This is a genomic window from Burkholderia sp. FERM BP-3421 (genome assembly GCF_028657905.1).
In the GTDB taxonomy this organism is placed as follows: Bacteria; Pseudomonadota; Gammaproteobacteria; order Burkholderiales; family Burkholderiaceae; genus Burkholderia.
The window spans coordinates 1,117,078-1,130,392 of the sequence record NZ_CP117781.1; the positions used below are offsets into that span (position 1 = coordinate 1,117,078).

Here is a 13,315-nt window from a genome sequence, read left to right on the forward strand (position 1 = left end):
GGGCGGCCGGCGGCCGGCTCAGCGCGGGGCGCGCCGGCTCACCACGGCAGCGTGCACGACGAGCGCGTGGAACTGCCGATCGCGGTCGCGGTGCACTGGCTGCCCATCGGATGCGTGAAGTAGGTGCGGGTCTCGCCGATCGGCACGAGCGGGTTGACGGGCGGCGGCATGTAGCGGCCGTCGCGGTGATCGGGGCGCGCGTAGCGCAGCCGGTTCTGGTGGAAGGCGGCGAGTTCCCGCTGCTGGATCTCGAACGCCGTGGTCGGCACGGCGTCCTGCGGCGTGGGCTCGGTCAGATGGCTGGCGATTTCGCGGCGGCGCTGTTCGGCCGGGCTCGGCGTCGTGAAATCGACGGCCGGGTTGGACGTGGTGTAGGACGCGGCGTCGAGCGGCGAGGCGAAACGCGGCGGCGGCGTCGCGTGCGCGGCCAGCGCGCCGTGCGCCTGGGTGTGTTCGACGTTGAACAGGTTGACGGCGACGGGGGCGGAGGCCGGCATGGCCTGGGCCGCGGCGGCGTGGAGCAGGGCGGCCGCGATAACGGCGCGCGTGATCGGATGCATGACGGGAGGCTCGCGCGTAAACAGAGGGGGCGGGAGCTTCGAGCCCGTGGCTGGCGGCGCGGAGGCGAACCGGCGGGATGCGGGGGCGTGGCTGAGGCTCGAAGACTGGCTCGTATTATTACATAAATATTACAAACTATTTTCGACCTCGACCGAGACGTGCGCTAAACAGGTCGCGCGCTCGCGCAACATCGGATCCGACGAAACCGGCGCGCTCGCGCGCGTGGTTGCACCCTGCGGCGCGCGTGCGTGGGCGGCGGCGCGTGGCGGAGGCGGCGCGCGCGATGGCGTGAAAGCGGGGCCGGAGGGGCGGCGATTCGTACGTGGCCCATTGCGACCGACGCGCCGCGCGCGGGCCGACCTGACGCCGATGAACGGGCCGGATCAAGGCGGGTGCAACCGTGGCTCAGACGTGTACGGAACTGCGTATTTTCCCTGATTGGTACGTCAATTGTGCGCAGGCGGGCGAGAAACGAACCTATAATTTCGGCTGCCTTGCCAACGGCTGTCGGAATATCCCTCCGGCGTGCGGTTCGGCAAGCGGGGCAGGCGATTCGCTTGCGCGATACAAGACGCATTACGTTGTCTTTCCGAACCAAGGTCACCGGTCCCAGTCCCGGGGGCTGACACTGCCGGGCCCCGCAAGCGCTGTTTCCATCTGCAGGTCCGTCTTTCCGTCTCGGGCGTGCTCCAGTTTCGTCCTCCACGGGTGTTGTTCGATTGCGCAAGTCATGCTGATGTCGTTGCCCGTATGACTAAACATAATCGAGGAGCTCCTGATGATGCTGTCCCGTCTTTCGTCCATCTCCCTCGCCGCCGCGCTGCTGGTCGCCGGCGCCGCGCACGCTGACACCGTGAAGATCGCCTTTGCCGGCCCGATGAGCGGCTCGGTCGCCCAGTACGGCGACATGGTCAAGGCCGGCGTGCTGACGGCGGTCGAGCAGATCAACGCCGCCGGCGGCGCGGGCGGCAACAAGCTCGAAGTGGTGATGATGGACGACGCCTGCGAGCCGAAGCAGGCCGTCGCCGTCGCCAACAAGATCGTGAGCCAGAAGATCAAGTACGTGATCGGCCACGTGTGCTCGGGCTCGACGATCCCCGCGTCCGACATCTACGAGAACGAAGGCATCGTGATGGTCACGCCGTCGGCCACCGCGCCGCAGCTGACCGAGAACAAGAAGCGCAAGTTCATCTTCCGCACGATCGGCCGCGACGACCAGCAGGGGCCGGCCGCCGCGCAGTACATCATCACCAGGGTCAAGCCGAAGAAGGTCGCGGTGCTGCACGACAAGCAGTCGTACGGCCAGGGCATCGCGACGTCGGTGAAGAAGGACCTCGAAGCGGCGAAGATCCCGGTCGTGCTGTTCGAAGGCATCAACGCGGGCGATTCCGACTACTCGGCGACCATCACCAAGCTCAAGTCGCAAGGCGTCGACTTCGTGTACTTCGGCGGCTACCACCCGGAAATGGGCCTGCTGCTGCGCCAGGCGCGCGAGCAGGGCGTGAAGGCCGTGTTCATGGGACCGGAAGGCGTCGGCAACAAGGACGTGACGGCGATCGCCGGCCCGGCGTCGGAAGGCATGCTCGTCACGCTGCCCGCCGACTTCACGGCCGACCCGGCCAACGCGGCGCTCGTGAAGGCGTTCGCGGACAAGAAGCGCGACCCGAACGGCCCGTTCCAGATGCCGGCGTACTCGGCCGTCAAGATCATCGCCGACTCGATCACGGGCGCGAAGAGCACCGATCCGACCAAGGTGGCCGCGTACATGCACCAGCACAGCTTCGACACGCCGATCGGCAAGGTGGCCTACGATCCCCAGGGCGACCTGAAGGCGTTCAAGTTCGTGGTCTATACGTGGCACAAGGACGCCACCAAGACGGCCGCTAACTAAACCGGCGTTCCCCCCGCCCATCGCGCGCCCCGCCGGATTCGCGCGGGGCGCGCGCGCATGGGCGCGCCGCATGATCGGCGCGCCGGCCGGGCGGGGTATCGAGATCGCGCGCCGTCCGCCCTTGCGGCGCGGCGCGAACGGGGGTTTCCCGCATGACAGACTTCTTTCCGCAATTCGCCCAGCAGCTGGTCAACGGCCTGACGCTGGGTGCGATCTATGCGCTGATCGCCATCGGCTACTCGATGGTCTATGGGATCATCGGCATGATCAATTTCGCCCACGGCGAGATCTACATGATCGGCGCGTACGTGGGCCTCGTCACGCTGACCGCGATCGGCGTGTCGGCCGGCTATCCGCTGCCGCTCGTGCTCGGCGCGGCGCTCATCGTGTCGGTGCTCGTGACCGGGCTGTACGGGTTCGCGATCGAACGCGTCGCGTACCGGCCGCTGCGCGGCGGGCCGCGGCTCGTGCCGCTGATCTCCGCGATCGGCATGTCGATCTTCCTGCAGAACTACGTGCAGATCGGCCAGGGCGCGCGCGACGTGTCGGTGCCGGTGCTGATCTCGGGCGCGTTCGACATCCATCTCGGCGGCGACTTCGACGTCACCGTGCCGTATTCGCGCCTCCTGATCGTCTGCGTGACGATCGTGCTGATGATCGCGCTCACGCTGTTCATCGCGCATTCGCGCATGGGCCGCGCGTGCCGCGCATGTGCCGAGGACATGCGGATGGCCAACCTGCTCGGCATCGACACCAACCGCGTGATCTCGTTCACCTTCGTGCTCGGCGCGATGCTCGCGGCGGTCGGCGGCGTGCTGATCGGCCTCACGATCGGCAAGCTCAATCCATACATCGGCTTCGTCGCGGGGATCAAGGCGTTCACCGCGGCCGTGCTGGGCGGCATCGGCAGCATCCCCGGCGCGATGCTGGGCGGCGTGCTGCTCGGCCTGGCCGAAACCTTCGCATCCGGCTACATGCCCGCCGAATACAAGGACGTGGTGGCCTTCGGCCTCCTCGTGCTGATTCTCCTGTTCCGCCCGACCGGCCTGCTCGGCAAGTCGGACATCGAAAAGGTCTGAGGGACGCAGATGAATCAATCCATCACTACGCCGCGCGGCGCGTCGCCCGCGCTCGGCGCGGGCCAGTCGCTCAAGAACGCGGTGACGGCCGCTGTGCTCACGGCGCTCCTCACGATTCCCGTGCTGGGCCTGCAGCTGAAGCTCGACGGCTACCAGGTGGTGCTCGAAGCGCACTGGCGGCCGGTCTGGATCGCGGTCGCCGCGGTCTTCCTGTTCCAGCTGTTCAAGCCGGCCCTCGCGCGCGCGAAGGCGAGCCTGCCGCTGCCCAAGGTCGCGCCGCTCGGCGCGCAGCATCAGCGCGCGATCATCTGGGCGCTGGTCGCGGTCGGCTTCGTGTGGCCGTTCTTCGGCTCGCGCGGTGCGGTCGACGTCGCGACGCTCGCGCTGATCTACGTGATCCTCGGGCTCGGCCTGAACATCGTGGTCGGCTACGCGGGCCTGCTCGATCTCGGCTATGTCGGGTTCTACGCGGTCGGCGGCTATACCTACGCGATGCTGAACCAGTACTTCGGGCTCACGTTCTGGGAGTGCCTGCCGCTCGCCGCGCTCGCGGCGGCGCTGTTCGGCTTCCTGCTCGGCTTCCCGGTGCTGCGGCTGCGCGGCGACTATCTCGCGATCGTCACGCTCGGCTTCGGCGAGATCATCCGCCTGCTCGCGAACAACCTGACCAGCCTGACGGGCGGCCCGGACGGCATCTCGGGGATCCCGAAGCCCACCGTGTTCGGCTTCGAGATGGCGCGCAGCGCGAGCGTCGAGGGCGCGAAGACCTTCCACGAGCTGCTCGGCCTCGAATACAGCGGCGAGCACATGGTGATCTTCCTGTACCTGCTGGCGCTCGTGCTGGTGTGCTTCACGCTGTTCGTCACGAGCCGGCTGATCCGCATGCCGATGGGCCGGGCCTGGGAAGCGCTGCGCGACGACGAGATCGCGTGCCGTTCGCTCGGCCTGAACCCGACCCGCATCAAGCTGTCGGCGTTCACGCTCGGCGCGTCGTTCGCCGGTCTCGGCGGCGCGTTCTTCGCGGCGCGCCAGGGGCTCGTCAATCCGGAGTCGTTCACCTTCATCGAATCGGCGCTGATCCTCGCGATCGTGGTGCTGGGCGGCATGGGCTCGCAGCTCGGCGTGATCCTCGCGGCGATCCTGCTGACCGTGCTGCCCGAAGTCGCGCGCGGCTTCGCCGAGTACCGGATGCTGATCTTCGGTCTCGTGATGGTGTTGATGATGATCTGGCGTCCGCAGGGCCTGCTGCCCGCGAGCCGTCCCCACGTGGAGCTGCCGCAATGACCGCGCAATCCGACATGTTGAAGGTGACCGGGTTGCAGATGCGCTTCGGCGGGCTGCTCGCGGTCGACGGCATCGATTTCGACGTGCGTCGCGACGAGGTGTTCGCGATCATCGGCCCGAACGGTGCGGGCAAGACCACGGTGTTCAATTGCGTCGGCGGCTTCTACCGGCCGACGGCGGGCGACATCGTGCTCGACGGCCAGCCGATCGCGGGCCTGTCGAGCCACCAGATCGCGCGCAGGGGGCTCGTGCGCACGTTCCAGAACATCCGCTTGTTCCGCTCGCTGACGGTGGTCGAGAACCTGCTCGTCGCGCAGCACCGCCAGGTGAAGTCGGGGCTGCTGCACGGGCTGTTCGCGACGCCCGCCTACCGGCGCGCGGAGCGCGAGGCGCTCGAACGCGCGGCGCTGTGGCTCGAACGCATGAACCTGACGGCGGTGGCGAACCGTCCGGCGGGCACGCTCTCGTACGGCCATCAGCGGCGGCTCGAAATCGCCCGCTGCATGATCACCGAGCCGCGCCTGCTGCTGCTCGACGAGCCGGCGGCCGGCCTGAACCCGCAGGAGAAGGTCGAGCTGCAGCACCTGATCGACCGGCTGCGCCGCGAGTTCGGCGTGGCGGTGCTGCTGATCGAGCATGACATGAGCCTCGTGATGGGGGTGTCGGACCGCATCCTCGTGATGGAGCACGGCCGGCCGATCGTGATCGGCGCACCCGAGGCGGTGCGCAACGATCCGCGCGTGATCAAGGCCTATCTGGGGGAGGAGTGATGCTGAAGCTGGAACAGGTCCACACGCATTACGGCGCGATCGAGGCGCTGTCGGGCGTGTCGATCGAAGTGAACAAGGGCGAGATCGTCACGCTGATCGGCAGCAACGGCGCGGGCAAGACGACGCTGATGATGACCGTGTGCGGCACGCCGCGCGCGTCGCGCGGCCGCGTGCTGTTCGAGGGGCAGGACATCACCGGCATGCCGACCCACGAGATCATGCGCCGCGGGCTCGCGATCTCGCCGGAAGGGCGGCGCGTGTTCCCGAGCCTGACCGTGCTCGAGAACCTCAAGATGGGCGCGTTCTTTTCGAGCCGCGACGAGATCGAGGCAGGGATCGAGCACGTGTACCGGCTGTTTTCGCGCCTGAAGGAGCGCTCCGCGCAGCGCGCGGGCACGATGTCGGGCGGCGAGCAGCAGATGCTCGCGATCGGCCGCGCGCTGATGAGCCGGCCGCGCCTCCTGCTGCTCGACGAACCGACGCTCGGCCTCGCGCCGCTCGTGATCGCGCAGATCTTCGACATCATCCGCACGATCCGCGACGAAGGCGTGACGGTGTTCCTCGTCGAGCAGAACGCCAACAAGGCGCTGCACGTGGCCGATCGCGGCTACGTGCTGGAGACCGGCCGGGTGGTGCTCGCCGATACCGGCGCGAACCTGCTCGCGAACGACCGCATCAAGAGCGCGTATCTCGGCGGCTGACGCCGGGCGGGCGGCTCCGGCCGCCCGCTTCCCGCTTCCCGCCGCTTACTTGCGCGCGGCGAGCCACGCCGCGATCTCCGGCCACGCGTCGCGCAGCGTGTGTGATCCCATGAACAGTCCGATGTGCCCGCCCGGCACGGTGCGGCTCGTCACCTGGCCGACCGGCGTGCCGACGTGCTTGCGCGCGTCGAGCACCTGCTCGGGCGTGGTGATGTCGTCCGATTCGCCGGCCAGCAGATAGACGGGGCAGGTGATGCGGCGCAGATCGAGCGTCTGGCCCAGTGCGACGAATTCGCCCTTCGCGAGCCGGTTTTCCTTGAACAGCTGCACGATCGCCTGCAGATACCAGCGGCCGGGCAGGTCGATCGGCTGCTCGTACCAGCTCGCGAACGCCTCTTCCTTGCGCAGGTAGGCCGGATCGTCGAGGTGTTCGTAGAGATCGATGTGCTCGCGCAGGTAGTGCATCTCCGGATGCATGTTCTTCCAGCCGCGCAGCATGAAGCGGCCGCGCATCAGCCCGCCGCCCAGCTTCACCAGCTCCTCGTAGAACGAGGTCGGGTAGCTGTGCGCCATCCGCTTGATCGGGCCGTCGCCCGCGTCGGTGTCGATCGGCGAACCGGCCAGCACGAGGCTCGCGACCTTGTGCGGAAAGCGCGCCGCGTACATCGCGACCAGCCAGCCGCCCTGGCACAGGCCGACCAGGTTCACGCGGCCGCCGACCTCGTCGACGCACACGTTCAGCTCCGCGAGGTACTGGTCGATTTCGAGATCCTTCATGTCCTCCGTCGCCGAGCGCCAGTCGGTCATGAAGAGGCGCGTCACGCCGTGGCTGCGCAGCGTTTCCATCAGGCTCTGGCCCGGCTGGTAGTCGGCGATCATCGAACTGTGGCCCGCATAGGGCGGATCGACGATGGTCGGTATGCCGTCCGCGGGCGCGACGGAGTAGTCGCGGAACACCATCGTGCGCAGTTCGAGCAGCGGCCGGTTCTCCGAGGCGAGCGTCGGGTGCAGCTCGAAATGGAGCTTCTCTTCCTCGGCGAGAAACTGCAGGTTGCGCGCCGACAGATCGGCGCCCGCCTTGAACATCGCGGCGGCGGCGGCCATCGGCCAGAACAGCGGCAGGGCGGGGGTGAAGGGCGTAGCGGTCGGGAGCGCTTCCGTGGTCGACATGGCGGGTCAGTCCGAAAGAGACGGCGTAGGGACGCGCGCACGATCCAGCAACTGCCGGGTATGGCGCGCGATCATCAGGTTTTCGTCGGTCGGGATCACGCGCACGGTCGTGCGCGAGGCGGGCGCGCTCACGATCGCATTGCCGCGCGCGTTCGCGTCGTCGTCGAGCGCGATGCCGAGCCAGGCGGCGCGCCGGCACACGCGCTCGCGCACCGGCGGCGCGTGTTCGCCGATGCCGGCCGTGAACACCAGCAGGTCGAGCCCGCCCAGCACGCCCGCGAGCGCAGCCAGCTCGCGCGCGATCCGGTACGCGAACAGCTCGATCGCGTGATGCGCGGCGGGTGCATCGCTCGCGAGCAGCGTGCGCATGTCGCTCGACATGCCCGATACGCCGAGCAGCCCCGATTCCGCGTAGAGCAGGTGCTCGACGTCGTCGAGCGTGCGGCCGGGCTCGCGCAGCAGGTACAGCACCGCGCCCGGATCGAGCGCGCCGGTGCGGGTGCCCATCGGCAGGCCGTCGACGGCCGTGAAGCCCATCGTCGTCGCGACGCTCGCACCGTGTTCGAGTGCGCACAGGCTCGCGCCGTTGCCGAGATGCGCGACCACCGTGCGGCGCGTGCGCCATGCCGGGTCGAGGCGATCGAGCGCGGTCGTGATGTACTCGTAGGACAGCCCGTGGAAACCGTAGCGCACGATGCCCTGCTCGGTCAGCGCGCGCGGCAGCGCGAACTCGCGCTCGAGCGCGGGCAGCGTGTGATGGAACGCGGTGTCGAAGCAGGCGACCTGCGGCAGGTCGGGCGCGATCGCGCTGACCGCGCGGATCGCATCGACGTGGTGCGGCTGGTGCAGCGGCGCGAGCGGGGCGAGCGCGGCGATCGCATCGAGCACCGCGTGGTCGATCCGCACCGGCGCGGAAAACCGCCGGCCGCCGTGCACCACGCGATGGCCGACGCCGTCGAAGCCGGCCTCGACACCGACATGGTCGACGAACCACGCGTGCAGCGCTTCGATCGCGCCGTGATGACCGGCGCAGGCGAGCGGCTGGTCGGCGAGCAGCGCGCCGTGCGCGTCGCGCACCACGAGACGGGGCGCCTGCTGCAGCGGCTCGATTTCGCCATGCAGCGCGGCGCGCAGCGCGCGGTCGGGGAGCGTTTCGTAGACCGAGAACTTCAGGCTCGACGAGCCCGCGTTCAGCACCAGGATCGGGGCGCGCATCGCGGCCTCCTCAGGCGGGGCGCGCGACGGCGCGCGTCGCATGCGCGTGCAGCGCGGCCACCGCGCAGCTCGCGAGCCGGGTGCGCTCGCTGTCGGCGCGGCTCGTCAGGATGATCGGCACGCGCGCGCCGAGCACGATGCCCGCCGCGTCGGCATTCGCGAGGAAGGTCAGCTCCTTGGCGAGCATGTTGCCGGCTTCGAGGTCGGGCGCGAGCAGGATGTCGGCGTCGCCCGCGACCGGCGAGTCGAGATGCTTGAGCCGCGCAGCCTCGGGATCGATCGCGTTGTCGAGCGCGAGCGGCCCGTCGAGCAGCCCGCCCGTGATCTGGCCGCGCTCGGCCATCTTGCACAGCGCGGCGGCGTCGAGCGTCGACGGCAGTTTCGAACTGACCGTCTCGATCGCCGACAGGATCGCGACCTTCGGCGTATCGATCCCGAGCGTGTGCGCGAGATCGATCGCATTGCGAATGATCTCGGCTTTCTGTTCGAGCGTGGGCCGGATGTTGACCGCCGCGTCGGTGATGAAGATCGGCTTGCGATGGGTGGGCACGTCCATCACGAAGACATGGCTCAGGCGGCGCTCGGTGCGGATTCCGCTGTCCGGGCGGACCACCTCGGCCAGCAGCTCGTCGGTGTGCAGGCTGCCTTTCATCAGCGCCTCGGCTTCACCCGCGCGCACCAGCTCGACCGCGCGCGCCGCCGCCGCATGACTGTGCGGCGCGTCGACCCGGCGGTAGCGGCCGATATCGAGCCGCAGCGTGTCCGCGAGCGCCTCGATGCGGGCGAGGGGGCCGACCAGGATCGGCGTGATGAGGCCGGTGCGCGCCGCGTCGAGCGCGGCTTTCAGCGACGCCTCGTCGCACGGATGCGCGACGGCGACCGTTACCGGGTCCAGCGCGCGGCAGCGGGCGATCAGCGCGTCGTACTTCTCATGCTTGCGAGTCTCGGACATTGGAGTGATTCCTCGAATGCGGCGGGCAGGGGCGGCGCGGACGGAACGGCGGGCGGGCCGCCGCGCGGCGGGGGACAGCCTGATACGGATGACGCGCGGAACGGGGCCGGAGACAGGCCCGGCGCGGACATCGACAGGCATTGTGTCGCGCCTCGTCCAGGCATCCCATGATCTGCGTCAAGCGCCCCTGCGGCGTGATCGATAGCCTTGTCCGGAGGTTCACGGCAATTCGGCCGGCGCCGCGTGGCTGGCCGCACGACACGATCCAGGCACCATGCACATACGTGAAATCCGCGCGAAGATCGACAGCACGCAGTCAACGCGCAAGATCACGCGCGCGATGGAAATGATCGCGCGCACCAAGATGGCGAACGCGCAACGGCGCGCGCGCGATTTCCGGCCGTATGCGGCGCGCGTCGCGGCGATCGCGGCGCGGATGCTGCGCGACCGGCCCGACTGCGTATCCGCGCTGATGCGCGACGAAGGCGACGCCCGGCGTGGCGACGCCCGGCGTAGCGACGCCCGGCATATCGGCGTGATCGTCATCAGCACGGATCGCGGCCTGTGCGGGCCGCTCAACGCGCGCCTGATGCTCGGTTGCGCGGAGCGGCTGGGCGCGTGGGAGCAGGCGGGCGCGGAGGTCGAGCTGACCGTGATCGGCGCGCGCGGGCTCGGGCCGCTGGTCCGGCATGGGGGCAACGTGGTTGCGCACGCGCAGGGCTTCGGCGGCGAACCGCGTTTCGACGACGTGCTCGGCGCGATGCTGGTGCCGCTGACCGGTTTCGTCGAAGGGCGGCTCGACGAGGTCTGGGTGACCTACAACCACCTGACGAACGCGCTCGACTACGCGCCGCGTTTCGACCGGGTGCTGCCGATCGCGGGCGTGGCCGAGGACGCGGCCGATGCGGACGGGCACGGGAGCGACGGCCTCGCCGCCGATTACCTGTATGAGCCCGCGCCGAAGCCGGTCGTGGAAACCGTGCTGCTGCGCCATGTCGAGGCGTGCTTCTATCACGCGGTGGTCGAGAATTTCGCATGCGAACAGTGCGCGCGGATGTTCGCGATGCAGAATGCGACGCGCAACGCGGACGAGATGCTGAGCGAACTGCGGCACGTCTACCAGAAAACCCGCCAGGCGCAGATCACGACGGAGCTGTGCGAGATCGTGGCCGGCGCCGCGGCGATCGGATGAACGCGATGGCCGAGACTTCCTTCCGACTTGATGTCGTCAGCGCGGAGGCGACGCTGTTCGCCGGCGACGCGCATTTCGTGACCGTGCCCGGCGAGCGCGGCGAGCTAGGCATCTATGCCCGGCATGCGCCGCTGCTGACGCGGGTGCGCGCGGGCGTGGTCACCGTGATCGATGCGGGCGACGGCGCGTCACACCGTTTCCTGGTCGCGGGCGGCGTGCTGGAGGTGGCGCGCGCGGGCGTCACGCTGATCGCCGATCATGCGCTGCGCAGCCTCGAACTCGACGCGGCGCGCGCAGGCGCCGCGCGTGCCGCGGCGGCCGCGTGGCGCAAGTCGCATGCGGCGGACGGCCGGCGCGCGTTCGACGTGACGGCGGCGCGGGCGGAGTGGATGGAGGAATTGCGACGCTTCTTCGCGGCGGCGATGCATCCGCCGCGCACGGCCAAGGAGTGAGACGCGCCGCTCAGTCGATCTGCGTCTGCGCGATCGCGAACACGCAATAGGCGGTCGCGACGGCCGCGATGAACCAGAAGCCGTCGAGCGTGCCGAGAAAGCTCGCCTGCTGCGTGACCATGCGGCTGATCTGCGCGAGCGCGAGGGCGTGCGCGTCGCCTGCTGCGTGACCCATGCGCTCGAACGCCTGGCTGAGTGCGCCGAAGGTTTCCTGGAAGCGCGGGTTGTACAGGTTCACGAATTCGGTGAGCCGGGTTTCGTGCGCCGCGCGCCGATGCTGGTCGAGAATGATCATCGTCGCGGTGGAGAACGAGAACGTCAGTTGCTTGACGATGTTCTTGAGCCGGTAGCCGTTGTGATATTCCTCGATCGCGAAGATCCGGAACGTGATGCCGGCGTTCGGCAGCGCGATGAACAAAAGCAGCATGCCGCGCAGCACGAGCGGCACCACGAGCCAGGCCATGCTGACATCCGGCGGCATGCTGGCCATCCATGTGCTGACCGCCACGGCTAGCATGAAGCCCGGGACGATCAGCCATTTCTTGTGCGGGATGCGCGCCGAGTAGCGGAAATACGCGAAGGCCGCCGTCAGCGACACGAGCGATGCGCAGCCGACCAGCCTGCCGGCGTTCTCGACCGGGTAGGCGAGCCCGCCTTCAAGGAAGCGCGATACGAGATAGCCGAGCGCGTTGCTGATGTAGTAGTAGCCGATGTAAAGCGCGATGCCGGTTTGGTAGGTGCGTTCGCGCAGCATGTGCAGCCGCATCAGCGGCTTCGGATGGTGCCACTGGTGCCAGCCGAACCAGCCGAGGCAGAGCAGGGCGGCCGCGGTCAGCAGGATCGACTCCGGCGACGCGGTGAACAGTTCGAAGCGCACCTGCTGCATGGCGACTTGCAGGGCGCCCTGTGCGAACGCGAATACCAGGTACGGCCATAGATGCGCGTCGCCGCGCTGGTCCGGTGCGACCTTGCCGGCGGGCGGCAGCGTGAACAGCGTGAGTGTGGCGAAACCGATGCCCAGGAAGGCATTGCATGCGAACAGTGCGCGCCAGCCGAAATCCGCGATCAGATAACCGCCCACGAGCGGCGCGAGCGCGCTGCCGAGCAGGATCATCATCAGGAACGCGCGCGTGCCGCTCGCGCGGCGCTGTGGGGGGAAGGTGGTTTGTAGAAGGATTCGGCATGCGCTCATCATCGGGCCGATGAAATAGCCCTGGAAACCGCGTGCGAATGCCAGTTCGAGTGAGGATTCGCTGAGCATCGCCATGATCGAGCCGGCTGCGAATAGGAGTAGCGAACCGCTGATGTAGCGCCGGTAGCCGACGCGCTCGACCCACCATTGCTGTTGCAGGATGCCGACTACGGATGCCGCGGCGTAGGCGCTCGATGCCCAGACGAGTTCGTCCGGTGCGGAGTTGACGCCGCCTGCGATGTAGCTGAGGAAGAAGGAAAACGAGGCGTTGTCGAAATAGTCGAGGCCGGTGGCGAGCGCGATCGCCCAGGGGAGGGTCAGGTTGCGTAGGGGCGAGGAGGTGGGGAGCGGTGTAGGGTGTGGCGCTCATGATGAGGCCTTGGGGTGGGGCGGCGGGGTTTGTCTGGCGGTTTGTGTTGCGTGTCGTTCGCGTGCGAGGTGCGGCTTTTTTGCTTCGCACCGCTGGCGGTGCGCGTGGCAAAGCGGCGTGAGGTCAGGCCGTTGCGCGACGTGTCGGATCGTGAGCGGGGGCGGGCATTCGGGAAACATGGCGGGGCAGCGGGGTGCTTGATGCTGCGCAGTTTACTACAACGCATACGTGTACGTACATGTTTGGGGATTTGCCTTTCGATTTGAAAGATTGGTTGACGAGGATCTATTTCGGGGGCGGACGGCGCGATGTGGGCGCTACGGTGCAGCTGAATGCGATGGTTTCGATCGCCAGTTGCCGGCCGAAACCATCGCAAGCCAGATGGTCGTCGTCACGAAGCGGTGAAAAGCATATGCGTCAGGCGTCCTGGCGGCGCATTTTTTGTGCCTTGTGTGACAAGGAGATAATCAGAAAGGTAGGCGTAAA

At 68.3% G+C, this 13,315-nt stretch carries 12 protein-coding genes; 7 read left to right on the plus strand and 5 right to left on the minus strand.

The genetic code is table 11. The features are described 5' to 3' along the window. Nucleotides 1–38: 38 nt before the first annotated feature. On the minus strand, nt 39–560 hold the full coding sequence (locus Bsp3421_RS07955; RefSeq protein ID WP_273997849.1) for a hypothetical protein: 522 nt from the start codon (nt 558–560) through the stop codon (nt 39–41). A gap of 779 nt (nt 561–1,339) precedes the next feature. On the opposite strand from Bsp3421_RS07955, the gene Bsp3421_RS07960 reads away from it, so the two are divergent. From Bsp3421_RS07960 to Bsp3421_RS07980, 5 genes are all read left to right on the plus strand, one after another. Next, nucleotides 1,340–2,452, plus strand: a complete 1,113-nt coding sequence (locus Bsp3421_RS07960; RefSeq protein ID WP_273997852.1) for a branched-chain amino acid ABC transporter substrate-binding protein — start codon at nt 1,340–1,342, stop codon at nt 2,450–2,452. A gap of 152 nt (nt 2,453–2,604) precedes the next feature. Beyond that, nucleotides 2,605–3,531: a high-affinity branched-chain amino acid ABC transporter permease LivH gene (livH, locus tag Bsp3421_RS07965; RefSeq protein WP_273997854.1), complete on the plus strand. Its 927-nt coding sequence runs from the start codon at nt 2,605–2,607 to the stop codon at nt 3,529–3,531. A 9-nt stretch (nt 3,532–3,540) separates the two neighbouring features. Further along, on the plus strand, nt 3,541–4,815 hold the full coding sequence (locus Bsp3421_RS07970; protein WP_273997857.1) for a high-affinity branched-chain amino acid ABC transporter permease LivM: 1,275 nt from the start codon (nt 3,541–3,543) through the stop codon (nt 4,813–4,815). Next, a complete protein-coding gene (gene livG, locus Bsp3421_RS07975) occupies nt 4,812–5,585 on the plus strand; it encodes a high-affinity branched-chain amino acid ABC transporter ATP-binding protein LivG (protein WP_273997859.1) in 774 nt (257 codons plus the stop codon). The genes Bsp3421_RS07970 and livG overlap by 4 nt, the downstream gene beginning before the upstream one ends. Then, the gene (locus Bsp3421_RS07980; protein ID WP_273997861.1) at nt 5,585–6,286 is read left to right on the plus strand and encodes an ABC transporter ATP-binding protein; all 702 of its coding nucleotides are present in this window, start codon (nt 5,585–5,587) and stop codon (nt 6,284–6,286) included. Before livG ends, Bsp3421_RS07980 begins: the two co-directional genes overlap by 1 nt. Before the next feature lie 45 nt (nt 6,287–6,331). Here the strand turns inward: Bsp3421_RS07980 and Bsp3421_RS07985 are convergent, their stop codons facing one another. The 3 genes from Bsp3421_RS07985 to Bsp3421_RS07995 all read right to left on the minus strand — a co-directional run bounded on the left by Bsp3421_RS07985 (nt 6,332) and on the right by Bsp3421_RS07995 (nt 9,623). Then, complete coding sequence (locus Bsp3421_RS07985; protein ID WP_273998312.1) at nt 6,332–7,390, minus strand: alpha/beta fold hydrolase; 1,059 nt, start codon at nt 7,388–7,390, stop codon at nt 6,332–6,334. Between the two features lie 72 nt (nt 7,391–7,462). Then, a complete protein-coding gene (locus Bsp3421_RS07990) occupies nt 7,463–8,671 on the minus strand; it encodes an acetate/propionate family kinase (RefSeq protein WP_273997862.1) in 1,209 nt (402 codons plus the stop codon). 10 nt (nt 8,672–8,681) lie between these two features. Further along, nucleotides 8,682–9,623, minus strand: a complete 942-nt coding sequence (locus Bsp3421_RS07995) for a bifunctional enoyl-CoA hydratase/phosphate acetyltransferase (RefSeq protein WP_273997863.1) — start codon at nt 9,621–9,623, stop codon at nt 8,682–8,684. A 274-nt stretch (nt 9,624–9,897) separates the two neighbouring features. Here Bsp3421_RS07995 and atpG point away from each other — a divergent pair, with 274 nt between their 5' ends. Next, nucleotides 9,898–10,815: an ATP synthase F1 subunit gamma gene (gene atpG, locus Bsp3421_RS08000; RefSeq protein ID WP_273997865.1), complete on the plus strand. Its 918-nt coding sequence runs from the start codon at nt 9,898–9,900 to the stop codon at nt 10,813–10,815. A gap of 5 nt (nt 10,816–10,820) precedes the next feature. Continuing rightward, the gene (gene atpC / locus Bsp3421_RS08005) at nt 10,821–11,267 is read left to right on the plus strand and encodes an ATP synthase F1 subunit epsilon (protein ID WP_273997867.1); all 447 of its coding nucleotides are present in this window, start codon (nt 10,821–10,823) and stop codon (nt 11,265–11,267) included. A 10-nt stretch (nt 11,268–11,277) separates the two neighbouring features. On the opposite strand, the gene Bsp3421_RS08010 is transcribed toward atpC, so the two are convergent. Beyond that, complete coding sequence (locus tag Bsp3421_RS08010) at nt 11,278–12,780, minus strand: MFS transporter (RefSeq protein ID WP_273998313.1); 1,503 nt, start codon at nt 12,778–12,780, stop codon at nt 11,278–11,280. Nucleotides 12,781–13,315 lie beyond the last annotated feature (535 nt).

What these genes read in the sequence shown, in the direction of transcription:
- atpG (WP_273997865.1), top strand. Translation starts at nt 9,898, where the DNA reads ATGCACATACGTGAAATCCGCGCGAAGATCGACAGCACGCAGTCAACG.
- Bsp3421_RS07985 (WP_273998312.1), bottom strand. Translation starts at nt 7,390, where the DNA reads ATGGCCGCCGCCGCCGCGATGTTCAAGGCGGGCGCCGATCTGTCGGCG.
- Bsp3421_RS07970 (WP_273997857.1), top strand. Translation starts at nt 3,541, where the DNA reads ATGAATCAATCCATCACTACGCCGCGCGGCGCGTCGCCCGCGCTCGGC.
- Bsp3421_RS07990 (WP_273997862.1), bottom strand. Translation starts at nt 8,671, where the DNA reads ATGCGCGCCCCGATCCTGGTGCTGAACGCGGGCTCGTCGAGCCTGAAG.
- Bsp3421_RS07980 (WP_273997861.1), top strand. Translation starts at nt 5,585, where the DNA reads ATGCTGAAGCTGGAACAGGTCCACACGCATTACGGCGCGATCGAGGCG.
- Bsp3421_RS07960 (WP_273997852.1), top strand. Translation starts at nt 1,340, where the DNA reads ATGATGCTGTCCCGTCTTTCGTCCATCTCCCTCGCCGCCGCGCTGCTG.
- livH (WP_273997854.1), top strand. Translation starts at nt 2,605, where the DNA reads ATGACAGACTTCTTTCCGCAATTCGCCCAGCAGCTGGTCAACGGCCTG.
- livG (WP_273997859.1), top strand. Translation starts at nt 4,812, where the DNA reads ATGACCGCGCAATCCGACATGTTGAAGGTGACCGGGTTGCAGATGCGC.
- Bsp3421_RS07955 (WP_273997849.1), bottom strand. Translation starts at nt 560, where the DNA reads ATGCATCCGATCACGCGCGCCGTTATCGCGGCCGCCCTGCTCCACGCC.
- atpC (WP_273997867.1), top strand. Translation starts at nt 10,821, where the DNA reads ATGGCCGAGACTTCCTTCCGACTTGATGTCGTCAGCGCGGAGGCGACG.
- Bsp3421_RS07995 (WP_273997863.1), bottom strand. Translation starts at nt 9,623, where the DNA reads ATGTCCGAGACTCGCAAGCATGAGAAGTACGACGCGCTGATCGCCCGC.